The organism is Paraburkholderia elongata (genome assembly GCF_013177735.1).
Taxonomy (GTDB): domain Bacteria; phylum Pseudomonadota; class Gammaproteobacteria; order Burkholderiales; family Burkholderiaceae; genus Paraburkholderia; species Paraburkholderia elongata.
The window spans coordinates 19920-43691 of the sequence record NZ_WOEZ01000210.1; the positions used below are offsets into that span (position 1 = coordinate 19920).

Annotated in this window: 19 protein-coding genes; 13 read left to right on the forward strand and 6 right to left on the reverse strand. The window is 61.7% G+C overall.

What is annotated here, in order from left to right:
• Positions 1-8 precede the first annotated feature (8 nt).
• Genes lptC through kdsD form a run of 3 tightly spaced genes read right to left on the reverse strand, consistent with a single transcriptional unit; the run spans position 9 to position 2157 of the window.
• On the reverse strand, positions 9-617 hold the full coding sequence (gene lptC, locus GNZ13_RS37250; protein WP_172174210.1) for an LPS export ABC transporter periplasmic protein LptC: 609 nt from the start codon (positions 615-617) through the stop codon (positions 9-11).
• On the reverse strand, positions 614-1174 hold the full coding sequence (locus GNZ13_RS37255) for a KdsC family phosphatase (RefSeq protein WP_172174212.1): 561 nt from the start codon (positions 1172-1174) through the stop codon (positions 614-616). The genes lptC and GNZ13_RS37255 overlap by 4 nt, the downstream gene beginning before the upstream one ends.
• Positions 1174-2157 carry an arabinose 5-phosphate isomerase KdsD gene (gene kdsD, locus GNZ13_RS37260; protein ID WP_172174214.1) on the reverse strand — a complete coding sequence of 328 codons (984 nt, stop codon included), beginning with the start codon at positions 2155-2157 and terminating at the stop codon, positions 1174-1176. Before kdsD ends, GNZ13_RS37255 begins: the two co-directional genes overlap by 1 nt.
• A 161-nt stretch (positions 2158-2318) precedes the next feature.
• Here kdsD and GNZ13_RS37265 point away from each other — a divergent pair, with 161 nt between their 5' ends.
• From GNZ13_RS37265 to purU, 5 genes are all read left to right on the forward strand, one after another.
• A complete protein-coding gene (locus GNZ13_RS37265) occupies positions 2319-4322 on the forward strand; it encodes a monovalent cation:proton antiporter family protein (RefSeq protein WP_172174659.1) in 2004 nt (667 codons plus the stop codon).
• 128 nt (positions 4323-4450) lie between these two features.
• A complete protein-coding gene (locus GNZ13_RS37270) occupies positions 4451-5017 on the forward strand; it encodes an adenine phosphoribosyltransferase (RefSeq protein WP_172174216.1) in 567 nt (188 codons plus the stop codon).
• Between the two features lie 46 nt (positions 5018-5063).
• Complete coding sequence (locus GNZ13_RS37275; RefSeq protein ID WP_172174218.1) at positions 5064-5678, forward strand: LysE family translocator; 615 nt, start codon at positions 5064-5066, stop codon at positions 5676-5678.
• 87 nt (positions 5679-5765) lie between these two features.
• Positions 5766-6623 (forward strand): NUDIX hydrolase, encoded by an 858-nt coding sequence (locus tag GNZ13_RS37280; protein ID WP_172174220.1) that lies wholly within the window; start codon positions 5766-5768, stop codon positions 6621-6623.
• Between the two features lie 110 nt (positions 6624-6733).
• Positions 6734-7603: a formyltetrahydrofolate deformylase gene (gene purU / locus GNZ13_RS37285; protein ID WP_172174222.1), complete on the forward strand. Its 870-nt coding sequence runs from the start codon at positions 6734-6736 to the stop codon at positions 7601-7603.
• A 96-nt stretch (positions 7604-7699) separates the two neighbouring features.
• Here the strand turns inward: purU and GNZ13_RS37290 are convergent, their stop codons facing one another.
• The 3 genes from GNZ13_RS37290 to uvrA all read right to left on the reverse strand — a co-directional run bounded on the left by GNZ13_RS37290 (position 7700) and on the right by uvrA (position 13194).
• Positions 7700-8971, reverse strand: coding sequence for a PepSY-associated TM helix domain-containing protein (locus GNZ13_RS37290; protein WP_172174225.1), 1272 nt, complete (start codon positions 8969-8971; stop codon positions 7700-7702).
• Positions 8972-9200: 229 nt separating this feature from the next.
• Positions 9201-10286, reverse strand: a complete 1086-nt coding sequence (locus GNZ13_RS37295) for an AI-2E family transporter (protein ID WP_172174228.1) — start codon at positions 10284-10286, stop codon at positions 9201-9203.
• Positions 10287-10320: 34 nt separating this feature from the next.
• Positions 10321-13194 (reverse strand): excinuclease ABC subunit UvrA, encoded by a 2874-nt coding sequence (gene uvrA, locus GNZ13_RS37300; protein ID WP_172174231.1) that lies wholly within the window; start codon positions 13192-13194, stop codon positions 10321-10323.
• A 370-nt stretch (positions 13195-13564) separates the two neighbouring features.
• Between uvrA and GNZ13_RS37305 the strand changes: the two genes are divergently transcribed.
• From GNZ13_RS37305 to GNZ13_RS37340, 8 genes are all read left to right on the forward strand, one after another.
• The gene (locus GNZ13_RS37305) at positions 13565-14752 is read left to right on the forward strand and encodes an MFS transporter (protein ID WP_172174234.1); all 1188 of its coding nucleotides are present in this window, start codon (positions 13565-13567) and stop codon (positions 14750-14752) included.
• 123 nt (positions 14753-14875) lie between these two features.
• Positions 14876-15418 carry a single-stranded DNA-binding protein gene (locus GNZ13_RS37310; protein WP_172174237.1) on the forward strand — a complete coding sequence of 181 codons (543 nt, stop codon included), beginning with the start codon at positions 14876-14878 and terminating at the stop codon, positions 15416-15418.
• 128 nt (positions 15419-15546) lie between these two features.
• Positions 15547-16818, forward strand: coding sequence for a tyrosine-type recombinase/integrase (locus tag GNZ13_RS37315; protein WP_172174240.1), 1272 nt, complete (start codon positions 15547-15549; stop codon positions 16816-16818).
• On the forward strand, positions 16805-18361 hold the full coding sequence (locus GNZ13_RS37320) for a site-specific integrase (protein WP_236002365.1): 1557 nt from the start codon (positions 16805-16807) through the stop codon (positions 18359-18361). Before GNZ13_RS37315 ends, GNZ13_RS37320 begins: the two co-directional genes overlap by 14 nt.
• Positions 18354-20402 (forward strand): integrase, encoded by a 2049-nt coding sequence (locus tag GNZ13_RS37325; protein WP_236002366.1) that lies wholly within the window; start codon positions 18354-18356, stop codon positions 20400-20402. Before GNZ13_RS37320 ends, GNZ13_RS37325 begins: the two co-directional genes overlap by 8 nt.
• Positions 20399-20866, forward strand: a complete 468-nt coding sequence (locus GNZ13_RS37330; protein ID WP_172174243.1) for a hypothetical protein — start codon at positions 20399-20401, stop codon at positions 20864-20866. The genes GNZ13_RS37325 and GNZ13_RS37330 overlap by 4 nt, the downstream gene beginning before the upstream one ends.
• Before the next feature lie 2 nt (positions 20867-20868).
• Complete coding sequence (locus GNZ13_RS37335) at positions 20869-21306, forward strand: VPA1267 family protein (RefSeq protein ID WP_172174246.1); 438 nt, start codon at positions 20869-20871, stop codon at positions 21304-21306.
• Positions 21303-23615, forward strand: a complete 2313-nt coding sequence (locus GNZ13_RS37340; RefSeq protein WP_172174249.1) for an ATP-dependent DNA helicase — start codon at positions 21303-21305, stop codon at positions 23613-23615. The genes GNZ13_RS37335 and GNZ13_RS37340 overlap by 4 nt, the downstream gene beginning before the upstream one ends.
• Positions 23616-23772 lie beyond the last annotated feature (157 nt).

The following is a 23772-nucleotide window of genomic DNA, read 5'->3' on the forward strand; positions in this document are numbered from 1 at the left end:
GGAATGGATTACCCGGGTTGCTTGGGCGAACTGACGGAGCCTTCGGACGCGGCAATCGCGCCCTTCACATTGCCGAACAGCTGCATCACCCGGGTGACGTTGTTGTAGTTCATGCCGCTGGCAGTCATCACAGACATGCCGCGCTGAAGTTTAACCGGCTTTTCGGTCTCGATCACATCGTCGTTGACCAGCACCCTAAAATGCTGCGAATCCGCTTGCATCTGCGGATCGCCGTTGCCAGCGGCCCGCAGGATGCGCGCATTGTCGTACAGATCGACGATCGAGGCGTCGGCGTTCACCTTGCCGGTGTCGCCGGTCGCGGTGATGATCGGCTTGCCGGGCTGGAAGGCGCGCATGGCCGGCTTGACCAGATCGCTCAGCTCGTCATCCTCGTAATGGATCAGAGACTGGGCGGTCAGCCGGTATTGCGTCGAGCCCGATTGATCGAGTTCGGAAACCGAGAAGGTGTCCGCGAAGTAGTCGGGCGTGTGCTCCTTGGGGCGCACCACGCTTTCGTTCTGCCGCGGCAGCGTGGCTTGCAGCAGCCACCACGTAATGCCGGCGAGCGCCGCCATCGCGACGAGCGGAATCAGCGAAGTCCAGCGAAACTGATTCATCCGACGAGGCCCCGCTGTTCGCCGCTACAGGCGGCCGCGAGCAGCGCCTCATACTTGTGCTGCGCGCGCAGCAGGGTATCGCAGACTTCACGCGCCGCACCGTGGCCGCCGCGCGCCTCGCTGACCCAATGGGCGCGCGCGATCACTTCAGGATGCGAATTGGCCGGCGCCGCCGCGAAGCCGACCTTCAGCATCACGCCGAGGTCGACCCAGTCGTCGCCCATATAGCCGCATTCTTCCGCCGTCAAGCCGGTTTGCTCGAGCAGGTCGGCAAACGCCTGGGGTTTGTCTTGCACACCCTGATAGACGTGGGTGATATTCATTTCCTTTGCCCGTGCCGCGACGATGCCCGACTTGCGCCCGGTGATGATCGCCGTTTCGATGCCGGCCTGGCGCAGCAGCTTCATGCCGTGACCGTCCATCGAGTGGAACGCCTTCATCGTGTCGCCTTCTGCCGTAAACAGCAGGCCACCGTCGGTCAGCACGCCGTCGACGTCGAAAATCATCAGCTTGACGCGGCTTGCGCGCTCAGTGGCGGTAAGGGGGGCGACGGGCATCAGATCACCTTCTTCGAGAACAGGTCGTGCATGTTGAGTGCGCCGATCAGCTTGCCTGCTCCGTCGACGACCAGCATCTGATTGATGCGGTGGCGCTCCATCAGTTCCACGGCTTCGACGGCAAGTTGATCCGGACCGATGGTGCGCGGGCCGGCGGTCATGACTGAGGCGATCGGCAAATTGCGGAAATCGCCGTCGCGTTCGAGCACGCGGCGCAAGTCGCCGTCGGTGAAGATGCCGGTCACATGATCGTTGTGATCGACGATCGCCGTCATGCCCATGCGCTTGGCCGTCAACTGGAACAGCGCGTCGCGCACGGTCGCGTCAGGCGTCACCTTCGGCACCTGGTCGCCGGTACGCATCACGTCGCGAACATAAGTGAGCAGGCGCCGGCCGAGCGCGCCGCCCGGATGCGAGCGGGCAAAGTCGTCCGCGCCGAAGCCGCGCGCGTCCAGCACCGCGACCGCGAGCGCATCGCCAAGCGCGAGCGCGGCGGTGGTGCTGGCGGTCGGCGCAAGATTCATCGGGCAGGCTTCTTTCGACACGCCGGAATTCAGATGCACGTCGGCCAGTTGTGCGAGACTCGACGACGGGCGGCCCGTCATCGCAATCAGCTTCGCGCCGATCCGCTTGATGAGCGGCAGGATCGCCACGAGTTCTTCAGTTTCGCCGGAATTGGACAGCGCGAGGAACACGTCGTCTGCCGTCACCATGCCGAGGTCACCATGGCTGGCTTCCGCCGGGTGAACGAAGAACGCCGGTGTGCCGGTGCTGGCGAGCGTGGCCGCGAGCTTGCGGGCCACGTGGCCGGATTTGCCGATGCCGGAAACGACAACGCGTCCGCGGCAACCCAGGATGAAGTCGACCGCCCCGACGAAGCCATCGTCGAGTTGATCGCGAAGCGCGCGCACGGCGTCCGCTTCGATGTCGAGCACGTCACGAGCGAGCGCGAGTGCCCGGTCGCCATTGATTTTCGCTATCATTCGCGGAGTATAGCAAAGGCGCTTGTTCGCCGCGCCGGGCCTGCTGTGCCAAGCCGCTGCCTCTATTGCTGTTTTTAACGGCCCCACAACCTTGTCGCACGGTGTTTAGCGTGTGCGGTTCCGCTGACGAACGAGGACGCTTTACCGATGCGTTTTTGCCGATGATTTCCCCGCTCGAAATGACGCTATTCCTGCTGCTGGCATCAGTGGCCGGAGTGGTGATCTTTCGCTTTCTGAATCTTCCACCGATGCTGGGCTATCTGACGGTCGGCATCGTCGTCGGGCCGCACGCGTTCGGTCTGATTCCCGATTCGGCGGGCGCGCAGAACCTGGCCGAATTCGGCGTTGTGTTCCTGATGTTTTCCATCGGGCTGGAGTTTTCGCTGTCCAAACTGCGCTCGATGCGCACGCTGGTATTCGGCCTCGGCCTGTTGCAGGTGATCGGCACGATTGCCATCGCGGTCACGCTCGGCTTCGTGCTGGAGCGCTGGGTGCATATCACGTGGCAGGCGAGCGTGGCGCTGGGCGGCGCGCTGGCGATGTCGTCGACGGCGATCGTCAGCAAGATGCTGGCGGAGCGGCTCGAGATCGAAACGGAGCATGGCCGCAATATCTTCGGCGTGCTGCTGTTCCAGGATCTGGCGGTGGTGCCGCTGTTGATCGTCATTGCGGCGCTGGGCGGCGATTCGAAAAATATCGTCAGCGCGCTCGGGGTGGCGGCCATCAAGATTATCGTGGCGTTGGCCCTATTGTTAATAGTGGGTCAGCGCTTCATGACGCGCTGGTTCAACGTGGTGGCGCGGCGCCGCTCGCAGGAACTGTTCATCCTTAATCTGCTGCTGGTGACGCTCGGCGCGGCGTTCATCACGGACAAGTTCGGCCTGTCGCTCGCGCTCGGCGCGTTCATCGCCGGCATGTTGATCGCCGAAACACCTTACCGGCATCAGGTGGAAGAGGACATCAAGCCGTTTCGCGACGTGCTGCTGGGCCTCTTCTTCGTCACGACCGGCATGCTGCTGAATCCGCGCGTGATCTGGGAGCATCCGTTCATCGTGCTCGGCTTTCTGGTCGGTCCGATCCTGCTGAAGGCGGTGATGGTGACCGGGCTCTCGCGCCTGTTCGGCGCGTCGCCGGGTGTCGCGATGCGCACCGGTATTGGCCTCGCGCAAGCCGGTGAGTTCGGCTTCGTGCTGCTGAACCTGATTCTCGACAAGCATCTCGTCGACGCTACCCTGTTGCAGGCGATTCTCGCGGCGATGCTGCTCTCGATGCTGGCCGCGCCGTTCCTGATCCAGAATGCGGACCGTATCGTGCTGCGGCTGTCGTCGACTGAATGGATGATGCAGTCCTTGCAGATGACGCGCATTGCGACGCAAAGCCTGAAGCAAAGCGGTCACGTCATCATTTGCGGTTACGGCCGGGCCGGGCAGAATCTGGCGCGTATGCTGGAGCACGAGGGTTTGTCGTACGTCGCTTTGGACCTGGACCCGGATCGCGTGCAGGCCGCGGCTGCGGCGGGTGAGTCTGTGGTGTTCGGCGATGCGGGGCGGCGCGAATCGCTGCTTGCCGCCGGTATCCATCGCGCCGCAGCGATCGCGATTACCTACGCGAACACGCCCTCGGCATTGCGCGTGCTACACAATATTCACGAACTGGAACCCACGCTGCCGGTGATCGTTCGTACCGTCGACGACGCCGATCTGGAAAAGCTGCTTGCCGCCGGCGCGACCGAGGTGATTCCTGAAATCGTCGAAGGCAGCCTGATGCTGGCTTCGCATACGCTGGTGCTGATGGGCGTGCCGATGCGGCGCGTGGTGCGGCGAGTCGAGGAAATGCGTGACGAGCGCTATGCGCTATTGCGTGGCTATTTCCACGGCGCGGACGACGTTGAAGACGACGACGGCCACGAACAGGTGCGGCTACAATCGGTGCCGGTCGACGAAAACTCGGACGCGGTGGGCCGAACGCTGGCGGAACTGGGCCTGTTCGAGCTGGGCGTCGAGGTGACGGCCATTCGAAGGCACGGCATTCGCGGCGTCGAGCCGGACCCGTCCACCAAGCTGCGCGCGAGCGACATCGTGGTGTTGCGCGGTCTGCCCGAACAATTGGCCGAAGCCGAAGAGCTGCTCTCTAAGCATCGCCGCGCGGGCGCCGCTGCGGCCTAGCGCGTAAGGTCGGCGTGGCATGATCTCGGCGGGTCGGCGTTGCCGGCCGCGTCTGAGCCGGCCGCACCTAGCCGGCCGCACCTGATTTAGCATTTCATCGGACCTGTCGAGGTCCATCCGGAGACGTCATGTCCAACGCGCTCGCGAGCGCGCCGCTCGATGCGGCCAATTACATCAAAAGCCACATCCGCACGGTGCCCGACTGGCCGCAGCCGGGCGTGCAGTTTCGCGACATCACGCCGCTGCTGCAGGAGCCGAAGTTGCTGCGCGTGCTGATCGACCTGTTCGTCCAGCGCTATATCGACGCGAAACTCGACTACGTCGCCGGGCTGGATGCGCGTGGCTTCATCATCGGGCCGATTCTGGCTTACGAGCTGAACCTCGGCTTCATTCCGATCCGCAAGCAGGGCAAGCTTCCGTACAAGCGGGTCGCGCAATCGTACGAGCTCGAATACGGCACCGCGACGGTCGAGATTCACGAGGACGCCTGCAAGCCGGGCGACCGCGTCGTGATCATCGACGATCTGATCGCCACCGGCGGCACAATGATGGCCGGCAAGATTCTGCTCGAGCGGCTCGGCGCGGTGGTGGTCGAAGGTGCCGCGATTATCGATCTGCCTGAACTCGGCGGCTCGGCCCTGCTGCGCGAAGCGGGCCTACCGCTCTATACGGTGACTGAATTCGGCGGCCATTGATCGCTGGATGCGAATTTCTTCCTGCACACAAGGACGGTAAGAAAAGATGCCCAACTTCCTGTTGTTCCTCGCAACCTCGATCGCCATCACGATGGCGCCCGGTCCCGACAATCTGCAAGTACTCGCGCGTGGCATCTCGCAAGGCCGTGCGGCGGGCCTCGTCGCCGCGCTCGGCTTTGCGGCCGGCATCACATTTCACACCACTTTGGCCGCGCTTGGCGTGGCCGCGTTGCTGCGTTCGTCGCCGGTTGCGTTTGAAGTGATCAAGCTGGCCGGCGCCGCGTATCTGGTCTGGATCGGCATCAAGGCGCTGCGCAGCCAGGGCCTCGCCACCGCGCACGAGCGCGAGCCGCAACCGTTGATGGCGGTCTTTCGCCAGAGCGTGCTCGGCAATTTGCTGAATCCGAAGGTGACGCTGTTCTTCGTGGTGTTCCTGCCGCAGTTCGTGCAGCCGCACGGCACGCAGAGCGTCACGGTGCAGATGCTCGAACTTGGCGTGTTGTTCATGTTGCAGACCGTGGTGGTGTTTTCACTGTTCGGCGTGTGCGCGGGAATGATCGGCGGTTGGTTGAAGCGCCGGCCGCGCGTGGGCGTGTGGCTCGATCGGCTCGCGGGCGCGACCTTCATCGCGATCGGGATTCGCGTCGCCTTGCGTGATTGACGTGAGCGAGACCGGGACCGAGACCGCCTAAGCGACTGCGCAACTGCCGACAACCGGATGCGCCAGAAGAACAGTTTGGAGTTTTGAATGACTTTGCCTTGCATCACCGCCGCGCGCCGCTTCGATGGTGACGCGCATCTGCCGTTCTGGATCGACGCCGAGCAGGTCGGCTGGATTCGCTCGGCCGATGTGCCCTTGCTCGCGCGCTGGCCCGATGTGTTTGAAATCGACGGTGTTGAACACATGCGCGTGACGCTCGCGCCTGTGTTCAACACCGTCGATCTGCGCAGCGCGGCGCTCGGTTCCGTGATCGGTGCGCTTGCCGCCGAGGGCCGTATTCCCGGCTGGCGCAACGAGACTTACGCGATACGCAATGCGTTCGATGCGCCGCCGCTCGCGTACATCGAACGCGCGGCGTCGCGCTTCTTCGGCACGATGACCTACGCGGTGCATCTGAACGGCGTCGTAGAATACGCGGATGGCGCCCCGCAGTTGTGGATCGCGCGCCGCAGCGACACCAAGGCGACCGACCCGGGCATGCTCGACAATGTCGTGGCAGGCGGGGTCGGTTGGGGCTTCGGCATCGAGGCGACGATCATCAAGGAGTGCTGGGAAGAAGCCGGTATTCCCGAGGAGATCGCCGCGCGCGCTACGGCCGGCCGCACCGCGCATGTGCTGCAATCGTTGCCGGAAGGCACCCAGGCCGAACAGATTTTTATCTACGACCTTGCGCTGCCGGCGGATTTCGCACCGCGCAACCAGGACGGGGAAGTGGGCGAACACCGGCTCGCGCGCATCGACGAAGTGGCGCGCTGGATCGAAGAAGGCGCGATGACCGTGGATGCGAGTCTCGCCACGCTGGATTGCCTGCTGCGCCGCCGCTGGATCGACGAAGACGCGTGTCCGGGCATCGAGACATTGTTCGCGCCGCCGGCGCTCGTATAAGCGCTAGCCGGGCGCCGGCGCGACGAATAGCCCGAGCCACGCCGTAGCACGCCGCATCGAGCAGGACACACCGAACAAACCACGCACTGAAGAAGGGAGTCACCCAGGTCATGTCGACCGATCACAGCTTTATCCTCAAACTGTCGTGCGCCGACCGGCCCGGCATCGTCCACGCGGTTTCGGGCTTTCTGTTCGAGCGTGGCAGCAATATTCTCGACTCCGCACAGTTCGGCGACAGCCGCACCGGCGAGTTCTTCATGCGCGTGCATTTCCAGCAAGTGGGCGGCGATCCGGGCCTGAACCTGTTGCGTACATCATTCGCGACGCTTGCCGAGCAGTTCGGCATGCGCTGGGAATTGCACGATGCGTCGGTGAAGCCGCGCGTCGTCATCATGGTGTCGAAGATCGGCCATTGCCTGAACGACCTGCTGTTCCGCTATCGCACCGGTCAACTGGGCATCGAGATTCCTGCGATCATCTCGAACCACAAGGAGTTCTATCAGCTCGCGGCCAGCTACGACATTCCGTTCCATCATTTCCCGCTGCTGGGCGGCACGCCGGAGGCGAAGGCCGCGCAGGAAGCACGCGTGCTCGAAGTGATCGGCGAGCATCAAGCCGATCTGGTGGTGCTCGCGCGCTACATGCAGATTCTGTCGCCGCAGTTGTGCGAATCCCTTGCCGGCCGCGCGATCAATATTCACCATTCGTTCCTGCCGAGCTTCAAAGGCGCGAAGCCGTACTACCAGGCATTCGACCGCGGCGTGAAGCTGATCGGCGCAACCGCGCACTACGTGACGACGGATCTCGACGAAGGTCCGATCATCGAGCAGGAAGTGGAGCGGGTCGATCACAGCATGACGCCGGAGCAACTGACGGCGATCGGCCGTGACGTGGAATGCGTGACGCTCGCGCGTGCGGTGAAGTGGCACGTCGAGCATCGCGTCGTGTTGAACGGCAGCAAGACTGTGGTGTTTCGTTAAACGTAGTTGATACGCTTGCAGTGGGGGTGGCCAAACCATGGCCGCATGACCCTGCTGCAAGCGTGCACCGACTGAGTCCGATGCGCTCTCGCCGGATCAAGGCCGCGTCGCGGACCTGCCCGCATCCCGCGCATCCCGCGCATCCCGCGCATCCCGCGCATCCCGCGCGTCCTGTGCGAGCCGTGCGGTTTGTGCCGAACGGCGGCGCGCATTCAGTTTCTTCAGCCAGATCAGCAGTCCCGTTGCGCTCAGCACGGCGACCGCAATCCCCACCGCGCTAATCAGAATCCGCCCGCCGAGACCGAGGATGCGTCCCGAGTGCAGCGGGAATTGCACCTGCATGAAGATGTCGCCCGCCGTGCCCTTGCCGGGAATCTGCGCGCCGAGCTGCTTGCCGGTGGCCGCGTCCCAATACATCCACGGATTGCCGAGGCCCATATCGCCGTGATCGTTGCCGGTTGCGTAGAAGCCGACGCCGTAGGCGTGCAGGTGTTCCGCATAGTAGATACCACCCGGGGGCACCTTCAGGTTCTGCGCCTTACCGGCTTGCTCGGCTAGCTGCACGACGCGCTCGCGACTTAGCACCGGGTCGCCGGGCTGTGGCGCGCGCAGGATTTCGGGGCTGTCGACCGGATTCGGCGTGAGCGTCGAGAACATCGACACGATTGGCCGAACGACCGGCGCTGAGAGATTCATCGACACCGACGTCACCGCGACGATCACCAGCAAGCCCCAGATCCATACGCCGCCCGAGCGGTGCAGATCGAAGGTGAGCGCATAGCCGCCGCGCCCGAGGCGAAACGCGAACGACTTGCGCCATGCCTCGAAGCTCGGAAACGACAGCCATAGCGCGATCACGCTATCGAACAGCCACACGATCCCGACAATGCCCATCAGCCACGTGCCGATATCGACACCGCTGGCGAATGGCAATTGCAGCGTGTAGTGCAGCTTGTAGATGAACGGAATCAGACTGAGCCGCGCAAGCGAAACGGCGCCCCATTCGCGCCGTCCCTGGATGTCGCCGGTGGCGGGATCGACGGCGATCTGGTTGAAGTCGAGCGGGTAGGGCTGCTGCGTGGCGGGGTTGGTGCGCGGCAGCACCATCATCTGCAACGTGCGGCCGGGTTCAGCGGCGAGCGGCAGATACGTCACCTGCAGGCGCGGATCAGCCGCTTCGACGCGACGTGCCAACTCGAGTCCCGATAGCGCTGGGCCCGCGCTGCGCGCTTTGAAGAACGACGGGTTCAGCGCCGCATCGAGTTCGTGATCCCACGCGATGATCGCGCCGGTCAAGCCGGCGACGAACAGAAACAGCGCAATGGCGACACCGAACCAGCGGTGCAGGCGGACGAGCTGCCGCCTCATAAGCGAGCCGGCAAAATGGAAAACGAGGGGAAACAGCGAGTCACGGTGTCGTATTGCAAATGGGAATTATTCGCATCTTATGCGAGCCGGGCCGCCCACTGCAAGTGTTCAGTAAGCGGGGGGCGCGGCGCAGATCTGACCGCCTGACGACGGCTGATGAAAAAAAGCGGCACCCATGTGCCGCTTTTTGCCTGCGTTCGCCAAGCCCGTATCGCAGTCTGGTTGACGCTCACACCAGCCGCAGATAAATCAATTCCCGCTTGATGTACGCATAGAAGATCGGCGCCGCGACCACGCCGGGGAGACCGAACGCGGCTTCCATCACGAGCATCGCGATCAGCAGTTCCCAGGCGCGCGCCTCGATCTGACTACCGACGATGCGCGCGTTCAGGAAGTATTCCAGCTTGTGAATCAGGATCAGGAATACCAACGACATGACCGCCGCCGGAAAGCTTACCGAGAGGGCCACCGCGACGATGATCGTGTTCGAGATCAGATTGCCGATCACCGGCAGCAAGCCGACGATAAACGTCACCAGCACCAGTGTTTTGGAGAGCGGCAGCGTGTCGTGAAAGATCGGCAGGATCACCAGCAGGAAGATGCCAGTGAAGACCGCATTGATCGCGGAAATCTTCACCTGAGCGAATACGATGCGGCGGAAGGCGTCGGCGAAACGGGTCACGCGCGTGACGAACGCCGTGGACAGCGGTAGCCGTTGCATATGCTTCTGCGCCCCGACCGCGATGATCGCGCCGATGATCATGCCGATCAGGATGTGCGTAAAGCCGCGCGCCGCGGTCTTGCCGCTTTGCTGCAGCATGTTCGCGTTCTTCTGCATCAGTTCGGCCGCCTTGGTCTTCATCTGCTCGGTATCGACCGGCAGATAGTTGGCGACGAATTGCGGAATCCGGCCGCGCGCCTGGTCGATCAGTTGCATCGCCTGGTCGAGCAGTTTCTGCACGCTCGGCACGTCGTTCTCGAAATGTTCGATGATGCCGAGCGTCAGCGCCGTCAGCGCGCCGACTATCACCACCGAGAGGATCACCACCGCGAGCCAGCGCGCGCGCTGACTCGACATATGCCGTTCGATGCGCGGCGCAATGGTGTGCACGAGTTGAAACACCAGCAGCCCGGCCAGCAAGGCGCCGAGCAGGTTCAGTCCGATGACCGCCCACATTCCGATCAGCATCAGCACGTAACTGCCGATTTCGACCGCCGAGAGCTTCGGCAGGCTCATGTCGCTAGTTAGCCTGACCGGGCGTGGGCGTAGGTCCTGCACTTGCCCGTCGTCGCTCGCCTGATTCCGCTTGGCCATGGCTTATTCCGTCTCCAACCCGTGTTGTGCAGCGTTACGTTCTACTGGCCGTGCGGTTCAGCAGCGGCGCCAGATACTTACCGGTAAAACTTGCCTTCGACTTGGCGACCTGCTCCGGCGTGCCTTGCGCAACGATTTGACCTCCTCCGGCTCCGCCTTCTGGGCCGAGATCGATGACCCAGTCGGCGGTCTTTATTACATCGAGATTATGCTCGATGATCACGACGGTATTACCCTGGTCCCGCAAACGATGAATAACTTCCAGCAGCAATGCGATGTCGTGAAAGTGCAGACCGGTGGTCGGCTCGTCCAGGATGTATAGCGTGCGACCGGTGTCGCGCTTGCTCAGTTCCAAAGATAGTTTGACGCGCTGCGCTTCGCCGCCCGACAGGGTGGTGGCCGACTGGCCCAGGCGGATATAGCCCAGACCCACGTCCAGCAAGGTTTTCAGCTTGCGCGCCACGACCGGAACCGGTTTGAAGAACTCGTAGGCGCTCTCCACCGTCATGTCGAGCACTTCGCTGATGTTCTTGCCTTTGTACTGCACGTCGAGCGTTTCGCGGTTGTAGCGCTTGCCGTGGCAGACGTCGCAGGGAACGTACACGTCCGGCAAGAAGTGCATCTCCACCTTCAGCACGCCGTCGCCCTGGCAGGACTCGCAGCGGCCACCCTTCACGTTGAACGAGAAGCGGCCCGCTTCGTAGCCGCGTTCCTTCGCCGCCGGCACACCCGCGAACAGTTCGCGGATCGGCGTGAACAGACCTGTGTACGTGGCTGGATTCGAGCGCGGCGTGCGGCCGATCGGCGACTGGTCGACGTTGATGACCTTGTCGAAATGCTCCAGCCCTTCGATCGATTCGTACGGCGCCGGCTCGGTGGACGAGCCATACAGGTGGTGCGCGACCGCGTGATACAGCGTGTCGTTGATCAGCGTGGACTTGCCCGAACCGGACACGCCGGTCACGCAGGTCAGCAGACCGACCGGCAGATCGAGCGAGACGTGCTGCAGATTGTTGCCGTATGCTTCGACGATGCGCAGACGGCGTTCGTCCGGTTCCTTGCGCTCGTCCGGGAATTCGATGTTGCGGGCACCGGACATATACTGCCCGGTCATCGACGCCGCGTTCGCCTCCACCTGCTTGGGCGTGCCTTCGGCGATCACCATGCCGCCGTGTTCGCCCGCGCCGGGACCCATGTCGACCACATAGTCGGCCATGCGGATCATGTCTTCATCGTGTTCGACGACGATCACCGAGTTGCCCAGGTCGCGCAAATGCTTGAGCGTGGCGATCAGCCGGTCGTTGTCGCGCTGATGCAGACCGATCGACGGCTCGTCCAGCACGTACATCACGCCGGTCAAACCGGAACCGATCTGCGAGGCGAGGCGAATCCGCTGCGCTTCACCGCCCGACAGCGTTTCCGCGCTGCGTTCGAGCGACAGGTAGTCGAGCCCGACGTTATTCAGGAACATCAGCCGCGCGACGATCTCCTTGACGACCTTGTCGGCGATCTCGCGCTTCGAGCCTTCGAGCCGCAGCGTCTGAAAGTAGCCGAGCGCGTCGCGCAACGGCCAGCCGCTGATTTCGAAGATGCCGCGCGCGTCGCTATTGGAGCCGATCCGCACGAAACGGGCTTCCCGACGCAGCCTCGTGCCGGCGCAGGCCGGGCAGGGCTGGTTGTTCTGATACTTGGCGAGCTCTTCGCGCACCGCGACCGAATCGGTCTCGCGGTAACGCCGCTCCAGGTTCGGGATGATCCCTTCGAACACATGCTCGCGCACGGACGTGCGGCCGCGTTCGTTGATGTACGAGAACGGAATCTCCTGCTTGCCCGAACCGAACAGCAGAATCTTGCGGACTTTCTCCGGCAGGTCTTCGACGGCTGTGTCGATGTCGAACTCGTAGAACGCCGCGAGACTTTGCAGCATCTGGAAGTAGAACTGGTTACGCCGGTCCCAGCCCTTCACCGCGCCTGCCGCCAGCGACAGCGACGGATGCGCGACGACCCGCTTCGGATCGAAGAAAGTGATCTGGCCGAGTCCGTCGCACTCCGGGCATGCGCCCATCGGGTTGTTGAACGAGAAGAGGCGCGGCTCCAGTTCCTGCAGCGAATACGAGCAGATCGGGCAGGCGAACTTCGAGCTGAACAGGTGCTCTTTGTCCGTATCCATTTCCAGCGCGATCGCGCGGCCGTCGGCGAGACGCAGTGCCGTTTCGAACGATTCAGCGAGGCGCTGCTTCATATCGCCGCGCACTTTCAGACGGTCGACGACGACGTCGATCGTATGCTTGTCGTTTTTCTTGAGCTTCGGCAGCGAGTCGACTTCATAGATCTTCGCGACGCCTTCGTTGGCCGTGCCACCGCCCGAGCGGACGCGAAAACGGATGAAGCCCTGCGCCTGCATCTCCTCGAACAGCTCGACGTGCTCGCCTTTGCGGTTCGCCACCACCGGCGCGAGGATCATCAGTTTGGTCTCTTCCGGCAGGGCGAGCGCCGCGTCGACCATCTGCGAGACGCTTTGCGCTTGCAGCGGAATTTCGTGGTCCGGACAGTACGGCGTGCCGACCCGTGCGAACAGCAGCCGCAGATAGTCGTGAATTTCGGTGACGGTGCCGACCGTGGAGCGCGGATTGTGCGAAGTCGCTTTCTGTTCGATCGAGATCGCCGGCGACAGGCCTTCGATCAGATCGACGTCCGGTTTCTCCATCAATTGCAGGAATTGGCGGGCGTAAGCGGAGAGACTTTCGACGTAGCGCCGCTGTCCTTCCGCGTAGAGCGTGTCGAACGCAAGCGACGATTTACCCGAGCCGGATAGGCCCGTAATCACGACGAGCTTGTGACGTGGGAGGTCGAGATTGACGTTCTTCAGGTTGTGGGTGCGAGCCCCACGGATACGGATTTGTTCCACGCGTTATTCCAAGACTTGGCCCGTGACCTGGCGGAAAGAGGAAGAGGCTAAACCTGCTACTATAACGACTTTTCAAGACCGCCGTTACGGCTTCCTGACAGCCCGAAGGGGCACCAAGGCAAGCTGTAAGGCAGCGGTCCAGCGCCGCGAGAAAGAGGTTTAACTGGGGCCATTTTCCGCGAGTACAAGGCGCCGCGAGGCTCCAGACAAGCGTGTAGCAAGGCCGCCGGCCCGAATGCCGCGCCGCATGCTTGCCGCCGTCCGGCCGTCCCGTGGTAAGCCGCCTGGTTGTGGCCGTCCTGCTGGGAGGGCCCGCCCGCGGTGTGCCGCCCGGCGGTAGGCCGCCCCGCTCATTCAAAGAACGCTCTCGATGTCCAATCCGACTGCTACATCCTCACGCATGAGCGCGCCTGAAATGCGCGCGACCGTGTCGCTTGCCGCCATCTTCGCGCTGCGCATGCTCGGTCTGTTCATGATCATGCCGGTGTTCTCGATCTACGCGAAAACCATCCCCGGCGGCGACAACGTGCTGCTGGTGGGTATCGCGCTCGGTGCGTACGGCGTGACGCAGTCCATGCTGTACATCTTCTACGGCTGGGTCTCCGACAAAATCGGCCGCAAACCGGTCATTGCGACCGGCCTCCTGATCTTCGCGCTCGGCAGCTTCGTCGCGGCGGGTGCGCACGACATGACGTGGATCATCGTCGGCCGGGTGATTCAGGGCATGGGCGCGGTGTCGTCCGCGGTGATCGCGTTTATCGCCGACCTGACCTCCGAAGAGCATCGCACCAAGGCGATGGCGATGGTGGGCGCCAGTATCGGCGTTTCGTTCGCGGTGGCGATCGTCGGTGCGCCGATCGTGTTCCAGTGGGTCGGCATGAGCGGCCTGTTCACGCTGGTCGGCATCTTCTCGATTCTGGCGATCGGCCTGGTGCTGTGGGTCGTGCCGGATGCGCCCAAGCCTGTGCACGTGCGCGCGCCGTTCGCCGAGGTGCTGCATAACGTCGAACTGCTGCGCCTGAACTTCGGCGTGCTCGTGCTGCATGCCACGCAAACCGCGTTGTTCCTCGTCGTGCCGCGCATTCTCGAAGCCGGCGGCCTGCCGGTCGCGTCGCACTGGAAGGTGTATTTGCCGGTGATGGGCCTCTCGTTCGTGATGATGGTCCCGGCGATCATCGCCGCGGAAAAACGCGGAAAAATGAAAATCGTGCTGCTGTCGGCGATCGGTCTTATCCTGATCGGACAGTTGTTGTTGGGCGTCGCACCGCATACGATTCTGAGTGTGGCGGCGATCCTTTTTGTCTACTTTCTCGGCTTCAATATTCTTGAAGCGTCGCAGCCTTCGCTGGTGTCGAAACTGGCGCCGGGCACCCGCAAGGGCGCGGCGGCCGGCGTGTACAACACCACACAGTCGATCGGTCTTGCACTGGGCGGCGTGGTCGGCGGCTGGCTGCTGAAAGTAGATGGCCAAAGCGCCGTATTCTTTACCTGTTCGGCCCTGGTCTTTTGCTGGCTTATAATCGCCGCACAGATGAAACAGCCGCCGCGCAAGGCGTAAAAAGGCTCACTCAGAACTCACCTGGCGGCGGGCTGAGGCGCAGTTCCAGTCTCCGGCCCGCTGGCCTGAGACGTGAATCGTGCGTTGCCGCGCCGCTCGCAACGGAATCAACAGGAGAAACTCATGGCATCCGTGAACAAGGTTATTCTCGTCGGCAATCTCGGAGCCGATCCGGAAGTCCGTTATCTTCCGAGCGGCGACGCAGTGGCGAACATCCGCCTTGCGACGACGGATCGGTACAAGGACAAAGCGTCCGGCGAAATGAAGGAAGCAACCGAATGGCACCGCGTGTCGTTCTTCGGCCGGCTTGCTGAAATCGTGTCGGAATATCTGAAGAAGGGCTCGTCGGTGTACCTGGAAGGGCGCATCCGTACCCGCAAGTGGCAGGCTCAGGACGGCACCGACCGTTACTCGACCGAAATCGTCGCCGAACAGATGCAAATGCTGGGTGGCCGTGGCGGCTCGATGGGCGGTGGTGGCGACGAAGGCGGTTACAGCCGCGGTGAACCGTCGGAGCGTAGCGGCGGTGGTGGCGGTGGTGGCCGCGCGGTCTCGGGCGGCGGCGCTTCGCGTGGCGGCAGCGGTGGCGGCGGTGGTGGTTCGAGCCGTCCGAGCGCGCCGGCTGGCGGTGGGTTTGATGAGATGGACGACGATATTCCTTTCTGACGGGCACTTTTTAAGAAATGTAATTAGCAGGCCCGTAACCCTTGTGGTTACGGGCTTTTTTCTTATTTACATTTTTTATACGCCTTGGTATTGTCCTGCGAACCGGGCACTTTCGAAAATGTAAATAAATGACCGAACGTTACACTGTCAGAAACGTTGTTTTCGAATCAGGTGAGCGTTTCGCGCTGCTGGTGGACCACACGGGTGTGCCGTTGTTCGACACGACGGTCTTCACCATGACCGAGTTCCGGGCGCGCAACCGGGCGAGCGCGACCATCGAGCAGGTGCTGCGTGCGTTGAAGGTCTTCTTGCTCTTTTGCAAGCAGCATAAAATCGACCTCACCCAGCGCATGTTGGAGGGGCGATTGCTCGAGCTGGGTGAGCTCGACGCGTTGGTGCAGCTATGCCGCCTTCCGATGGCAGATATCGAGTCGCAGGTTGATGCGGACTTGACCCGCGCCGGGCGAGCGGTGGTTTCTCTTGAGTCCTATCGGGCTCGTGCGAAGGAAGCACCTCCTGAGGTCGCCGGCGATTCCGCCGGCGTTCGGGTCCGCTATATCCGCCAGTTCATCGGATGGCTGGCCGACAGGCGTCTCCTGAGTCTGAGTGCGCAGCATGCGAATCGCGCAGCGCTCCTCGGCGTGAAGGAAATTGTGGTCTCCGGGTTGACGGCCCGTATACCGACTGGCAAGGGCCGCAACAAGGCGAGCAGCCGCGTGGCGCTCGATGAGGCCGCACAGGAACGTCTCTGGCAAATCATTGACGTCAACTCGTCTGAGAATCCGTGGAAGAGTGGGCACGGCCGCGTGCGCAATGAACTCATCGTCCGGTGGCTCATGGGACTCGGTGTCCGGCGCGGCGAACTGCTTGGCGTGAAGGTGGATGATGTGAACTTCAGGGCGAACGAGGTGTTCATTGCCAGACGCGCTGATGACCCAGTTGACCCGCGAACTTACCAACCCAACACGAAGACTGCAGACCGTATCCTGCCCATCAGCGACGATTTGGCCACGCGGACACGCCAATACATCATCGAGGAGCGGCGCCGCCACCGCAATTCACGGAAACATCCGTTCCTGTTCGTAGCCAACGGCGGAGCGCCGCTCTCCCTTCGTGGATTTGACGACATATTCAGCGTGCTTAGTGAAAAGCACCCCGACCTGCCCAATGTCTTCCCGCACCTGTTCAGGCACACGTACAACTTCAACTTCTCGAAGGTTGCCGACGAAGCGGGCATGGACGAGGAAACCGAAAAGAAGACCCGGTCACAATTGATGGGCTGGTCAGAGACGTCTGGTTCAGCGGAGACCTACACCCGGCGGGAAGTCGAGCGCAAGGCGCGCGACGCCTCGCTTCAACTGCAAAACAAGATGGTGAAACCACGCGATGACAACCAATAACAGCGTTGATTTGCCGGTCGTTGCGCCCTATGTCGGCACTCTTCCGGCCATCGTCAACACTCGCGGCGGCGCAGTGTTTGACCCTCACCAAGATGAGTGGGACATACGGGAGCCTACCTTCAGCGCCAAACTGCAATTTGAAACGTTGCCCGAGCTCGGTAATCACTTCGAGGCGGCGTTTCGGTCAACGCTGGTTTGGTACGCGCAAAACGAATCCTTGCCGCATTTGAGGAATTTGTTCTATCGGGCTCGCCATCTGTTCGAGTTTGTGTCCGACAGGAGCAAGACGCAAGTCAGCGAAATTACAAGCGTGGACCTGCTCAACTACAAGTCGCACGTCGGACCGGACAGGGAATGGTATCTGGGTACGGTGTCCGGATTCCTCAAGCGCTGGCGGCGGTTGGGTTACGCCGGCATCACAGAAGATGCCGGCGTACTGTTGAACCAGCTTCGGCTGAAGGGCAATGTTAAAGGCGTATCTACCGCCACGATGGACCCTTACGACGGCCCATTCACCGCACTGGAGCTCGAAGCGCTGCAGATGGCGTTGAACAGTGGCTACGCGCAGCACGAGGTGAGCCTCGCGGATTATGTGCTGTGCTGGCTGCTGATGATGCTCGGTCAGCGGCCGACGCAGTACGCGGCGTTGAAGGTCCGCGACGTTGTCATCGTCCATGAAAAGGGCGGCTCCTCAACATATTCAATACGGATGCCTAGGGCAAAGGGGCGCGACAGCGATGCGCGCGGAGAATTCAAGGACCGCGTGCTGACCCCCGAGATTGGGACGCTGGTCGCCAGATACGCTGCCGAGGTCAAGAAACGTTTCACCGGACTGCTTGATGACCCGTTGGACGCGCCGCTGTTCCCTGGCGAACAGGTGGACGCTGCAATTGCCGGGTATGCATTCCACCAGACATCTGCGCAAATAGGGAACAAGATTAATGCGGTGATGAGGAGGCTCGAGGTCATCTCGGAGCGCACCGGCGACTTCATACACATTGGGCCAAAGCGGTTCCGCTCGACGGTAGGCACCCGAGCGGCGGAGGAAGGCCATGGCGAGCTGGTGATAGCCGAACTGCTGGACCATTCCGATACGCAGAACGTGGGTGTCTATGTCAACTCGACGCCGGCCATCGTGGAGCGCATCGACAGGGCAGTCGCCATGCAGCTCGCGCCGCTCGCGCAAGCGTTTGCAGGCAAACTCATTGATGGTCCTTCAGAGGCTTCGCGAAGAGCCGACCCGACAAGCCAAATCCGGGCGCCGGGCATCACCGGCGACTTCGCCGCGATATCGAGCTGTGGTAAGCATGGCTTCTGCGGGTTTCTCAAGCCCATTGCCTGTTACACCTGCAACAGTTTCGAGCCATGGATGGACGGGCCGCACGAACTGGTTCTCGACCATCTGATTGCCGAGAGGGAGCGATTGATGGTCACGGGCGACGCTCGCATTGCGTCCATTAACGACCGCGCAATACTGGCGGTCGCCGAGGTTATCCAGCTCTGCGAGACGGCACGTTATGAAAGGAGTGCCGCCCATGGCTGATATCGTCACCTTCGTTCCCCAGGCCGAGCTTGATGCAGACGCAAATATGGCTGGCTTCATCGACCTGTGCAGGACAAAACTCAGCGTGTTCGGTCAGTCATTGGTCTTCGAAGAAGACAGTTGGGATGTATCTGACACATTACAGCGCAAGGGTAAGCATAGCGCGGAGAGGCTCGTATTCAGTAATCTCGAGACCAGCAATCAGAGACCGCGCGTCATGATGAGCGAGCCGTTCAGGTCGTTTGCGAAATCCTATATGCGATACCAGCACGCCATGAAACCGACGCTGAACGTTGCTGGGCGCATGACGGCTCTGCGCGCGCTGGAAGCCGCGCTGTTGGAGGCCGGGGCCTCGGACCCGGTGCACACAAACTCGCATGTCCTGAACCGTGCGGCTCAATTGCTCAATGAGCGCCTCGGTGGTGCCACCGCATACCGAACGGCGGGTCAACTAGAGATGGTTGCCGATTTCCTTTGCGACAACGGGTTACTGGCTGTGCCGACACGCTGGCGTAACCCACTCAAACGACCCAGTGATTCGGTTCGGGTTGGAAAGGAGGCCGATGAGCGCCGAGCGGAGAAAATGCCAAGTCACACTGTGCTCGACGCGCTGCCGAAGGTGTTCGGGCTCGCGACCGAGCCGGCCGACGTGCTGGTATCTTCGGCAACCGCGATTCTCTGTTCCGCTCCTGACCGTATCAATGAAGTTCTCCTGCTGCCAGTTGATTGCGAAGTCCGGAAAAAGCAAAGCGACTCCGATGATGCATATGGCCTTAGATGGTGGCCAGCCAAGGGCGCCGAGCCTATGGTGAAATGGATTATTCCATCGATGACGAGCGTCGTTGAGGAGGCAATCAAGAAAATTCGAACCGTCACCGACGAAGCACGCCAAGTCGCCAAATGGTACGAAAAGAACCCCAAGAAGCTCTATCTGACCACGGAAACGGAGCACTTGCGCAAACAGGAATGGCTCAGCATGAGCGAAGTCACCGAGGTCATCTTTGCAGACCCGGTAGACCGGAACGCGGCTGGAGCATGGTGCAAGACCAATAAGGTTCCGAAGGAAAAGCGTGGGAACAAGGCATACGTGCGTTTCGCAGACGTGGAATCTGCCGTATTGAAAGACCTTCCGCGCGGCTTCCCGACTGTTCACGGGGCAACCGGCCTCAAATATAGTGATGCCATGTTTGTGATTCAGCGTAACGCACTTGCAGTATCCAAGCCTCGCATCAGGTGCGTCATTGAGCCAATCGGCCACCCGCACATCCATAACAGGCTCGGGGCGCGTTCGGAGACAGGCGTTCAGTCCATCTTCGACCGATGTGGACTTTACGAGCCGGACGGAAGTCCGATTCGGGTGCATACGCATCAGTTCCGTCATTACCTGAACACGCTTGCGCAGGCAGGCGGCATGAGTCAGCTTGATATCGCCAAATGGTCCGGTCGCAAGGATGTGAGGCAGAACAGGTTCTACGACCACGAGACGCCGGACGCCATCGTCGCGCGCATCCGGACGGCGGTTGGCGACGATACGCGGATGTTCGGCCCGTTGGCCGCCGGCCCAAGGGCGGCACTCATTACCCGGGACGAGTTTGCCCGGCTGAAGGTCCCGACAGCCCATACCACGGACTTCGGATATTGCATTCATGACTATGTAATGTCTCCCTGCCAGATGCACCGGGACTGCCTGAACTGTGGTGAGCAGGTTTGCGTGAAGGGCTTGGAGGAAAAGGAGAAACGCATCCGGCAGGCGCACGCGGAGGCGACGCGACTGCTCGCGATGGCAGAGCGGGCCGAGACCGAGGGAGAATTCGGGGCGAGCGAATGGGTTGAGCACCACCGGGTCCAACTGGCCCGGGTAACTGCCCTTCTCGAAATCCTGGATGACCCGGCGGTGCCGCGCGGCGCCATCATCCAGTTGATGCCGGCGGACATTCCGTCTCGGCTGGACCATGCGGCTGAAGCACGCGTGCTGCTGCTCGCCCCGGTAAAGGTCGAATCCTCGCGGGTGCCGCCGATGTCCGAAGAGGCTACGGCATGACACGGTCGAGAGAGAAGAACCTTGATGACGAGGTCGTTGCCAGCATTGTGCGCGTGCTTGATGGCTGGAGCGACAAGCTCAGCTGGGATGGGCTCATCGACGCCGTCGAGAAGCGCGAGGGACTGAGATACACCCGGCAGGCGCTTCACCGCCACGAGAGAATCCGGCTGGCCTTTGCAGTCCGGAAGCAGGCACTCTCGGGACAGAGGGGCGAACAGCCGGGCGACGCCGCATCGCCGGAATTGCAGGCGGCTTTGGGTCGCATAGCTCGTCTGGAAGGCGAGAACCAGCGGCTCGAGGCCGAGAACAACAACCTGCTCGAGCAGTTCGCCCGCTGGGCGTATAACGCCCAGACCCGCAACCTGAGCAAGGAATTTCTGAACCAGCCGCTCCCCTCCGTCGACCGTGAACAGAGCGACCGGCCGGGCTCGAAGAAGAAACCTCGTGACCCGCAGAGAAGCTGACCATGGCCAATGGACAACAAATTGCCGAGCAGAACTTCAGCGCATTCGTCGCCTGGCTCGCCAGCAAAACGGAAAGCGAATTCCGAGCGATGGCCAGTCGCGGCGTCCTGTCCCGCAAAGAAATCGCCAAGGAATGCGGCTTTGCCCAATCTGCCCTGAGCCAGAATCCGCGTATCAAGGACGCCCTGAAGGCGAAGGAGGATGCATTGCGGGATGCCGGTGTGCTGCCGCCTCTCGCACCAAAATCTGACGAATCCGGGGGCGAGTTGCCGTTGCGTGAAACCGGTCGGCAGCGTGCGTCCGTCAACGCCGAGCGCCTGAACCGGCTCGAACTCGATAATGCCGCCTTGCGTGCCGAAAATGAGGAGCTCAAGCGCAAGCTCGAACAGTATGCCCTTCTCGATGAAGCCCTTGCCACGACTGGGAGGCTTCTCCGGTGAATACAGCGCTGACCTTGCGCGTCACGTCCATCCGCAGCCAGAATCCACGCGGAACGGGTGGTTGCATCTTCGCGGGTAGCTCGATTGACGAACATGGAAATGTGCTGGAAGCCCGCGCATATTACGTGGTTCGCGCACCCGGTGCGCTGCTCGGTGAAAACCGGGTACAGGTGGGGCAATGGTGGCGTGTTGAGGGACCCTGCCGGCAGCGCACGAACCTGCTAAACGGCTTCGAAGTTGCTGAGCGGCAAATCGAGCCCACTGAGCTGGATTTCCTGCTCCCGTCTGGTGAGCACATCGTGACGCTGATGGCTGAGAGCGACGACTTCAGGGGCATCGGATACGGCAAAGCGCGCAAACTGTGGGAGACGTTTGGCAACAGACTGTACGCGTTGCTGGACGACGGCGACGTCGCCACCCTGACGAAGGTGCTTACCGAGGAATCGGCGCAGCAGGCAGTTGCGGCCTGGGCATTGCAGGGGAACACGCGGACGCTCCAGTGGCTACAGCGGCATGGTTTCCACACGACAATTGGACGGAAAATCCTTAAGTTCTTTGGTGCGGACGCGTCCGTGCGTATCGAAGAAGACCCCTATCGCCTCATCTCATTCTGTGCCACGTGGAAAGCGGTCGACGGGTTGGCCCGGTCGAAGTTCTCGATACGCGTGGATGACCACAGGCGATTGCGTGGTGCCATTGAGGAAGCCCTGTACCGACTGTTCGACTCGGGTCATACCTGCGCTACACGGGCCATGCTTGCCGACCGGCTGGTTGGCGTGTTCGGCCCGCAGACTCCACAGTTCCGATGGCGAACGCTGATTGACGCTGCGCTCGACCAGGGCCACTGGAACGGCAGCTACGTTCTCGGACACGACGATGTGATTCACCCCACCGGGCCGCTGGTCATGGAAACTGCCGTGGCACAGGCCATCGCGCAGCGGCTCCTGGACCCGGCGGGCCAATCCATCCTCACTGACGTTGTACTCGAGCGCATCCTCCAGCGCTACGAAATGGCTGAAGGTCTGGCGCTCAACGAAGAGCAACGCGAAGCGGTACATGTTGCCACGAACAACGCCTTCGCACTCATGACCGGCGGGGCTGGAGTCGGTAAGACGACGGTTCTAAAGGCCGTGTATGCTGCCTACGAACGCGCCGGAATTCGCATATACCAGATGGCCCTTGCGGGGCGTGCAGCGAAGAGGATGCAGGAGGCCACGGGCCGCCCGGCTTCGACTATCGCGAGCTTCCTGAGGAATGTGGGCCGCGAGGCACTCGATGGCCCTTTGGTTGTCGTAGTCGACGAAGCAAGCATGCTGGACATCGTGACGATGCATCGGTTGTGCAGAGAATTGCCCGCGCACGCACGCCTGCTGCTCGTCGGTGACCCGGCCCAGTTGATGCCTGTCGGTCCGGGACTCGTTCTGCACGCGCTTGTCGGTTTGCCGCAAATCTCCTCCTCGGAACTGAAGGTCGTCAAGCGCTACGGCAATGCAATTGCGCAGGCTGCGCAGTCCATTCGAAACGGCGTGTGGCCTTCTCTCCCCACGGACCCAACGGCGCCGATATCGATGTTGGCCTGTACGAACCTGAGCCACGATGGACCGGGCAGCATCGCTGCGACGGTGCTGAAGCTCTATCAGGCAGACCCGGATAACACACAGATTCTCTGCGCGCGGAGAAACGGACCGGACGGCACACGTGGGCTCAATGCGGCGTGTCAGGCTGCGCTGACCGCAAGGTCGCGACCGCTGACCGTCTGGAGTGACGAACACGAGTCCGCCGTTCGCACCGGGTTCCACCAAAACGACCTCGTGCTTTGCACCCGGAATATGTGGTCGCTTGGCTTGCAGAATGGGTCGCTCGGCCGACTTGTACAGATTGAAGACTCGCCCCGAATGCTGACCGACGAGGCCGGTAAGGAGGTTGGGTTCGCCATTGGATGGATTCTTTGGGATGATGGTGAGCGGCGACCGGTCTTCGAAGAAATGCTCGATGACCTCGAGCTTGGCTTCGCGATTACCGTTCATAAGGCGCAGGGGTCGCAGTGGCCCAAGGTGATTGTACCGGTCACTGGCAACCGGTTACTTGACCGGACGCTTCTATATACCGCCATCACGCGCGCGCAAACCCAGGTCATCCTGGTTGGCGACGTTGACGCAGCTCGGGCAGCTGTTGAAGCAATGCCGAAGGTTCACTTCCGGCAGGTCGGCCTCACGGGCCAGTTGCTCAGCCAGCTCCAGGCTGCTCCCTCGTCGCGCCGAGAAAATGTAAATAACGGGTCGAAGACGGCACATGTATTGACGTTATGAGAGAGTGGGTGCGCAGAAGCCCTTTCACTCACTCACATCGAGCGCTATTTACATTTTTTACTGCCCATAACCTTTTTAATTCTGACTAAAACAGTTTTTTGTTGGTAGAAGCCCGCCCTCCCATGGAGAGCGGGCTTTTTTCTTTACCCACACATTT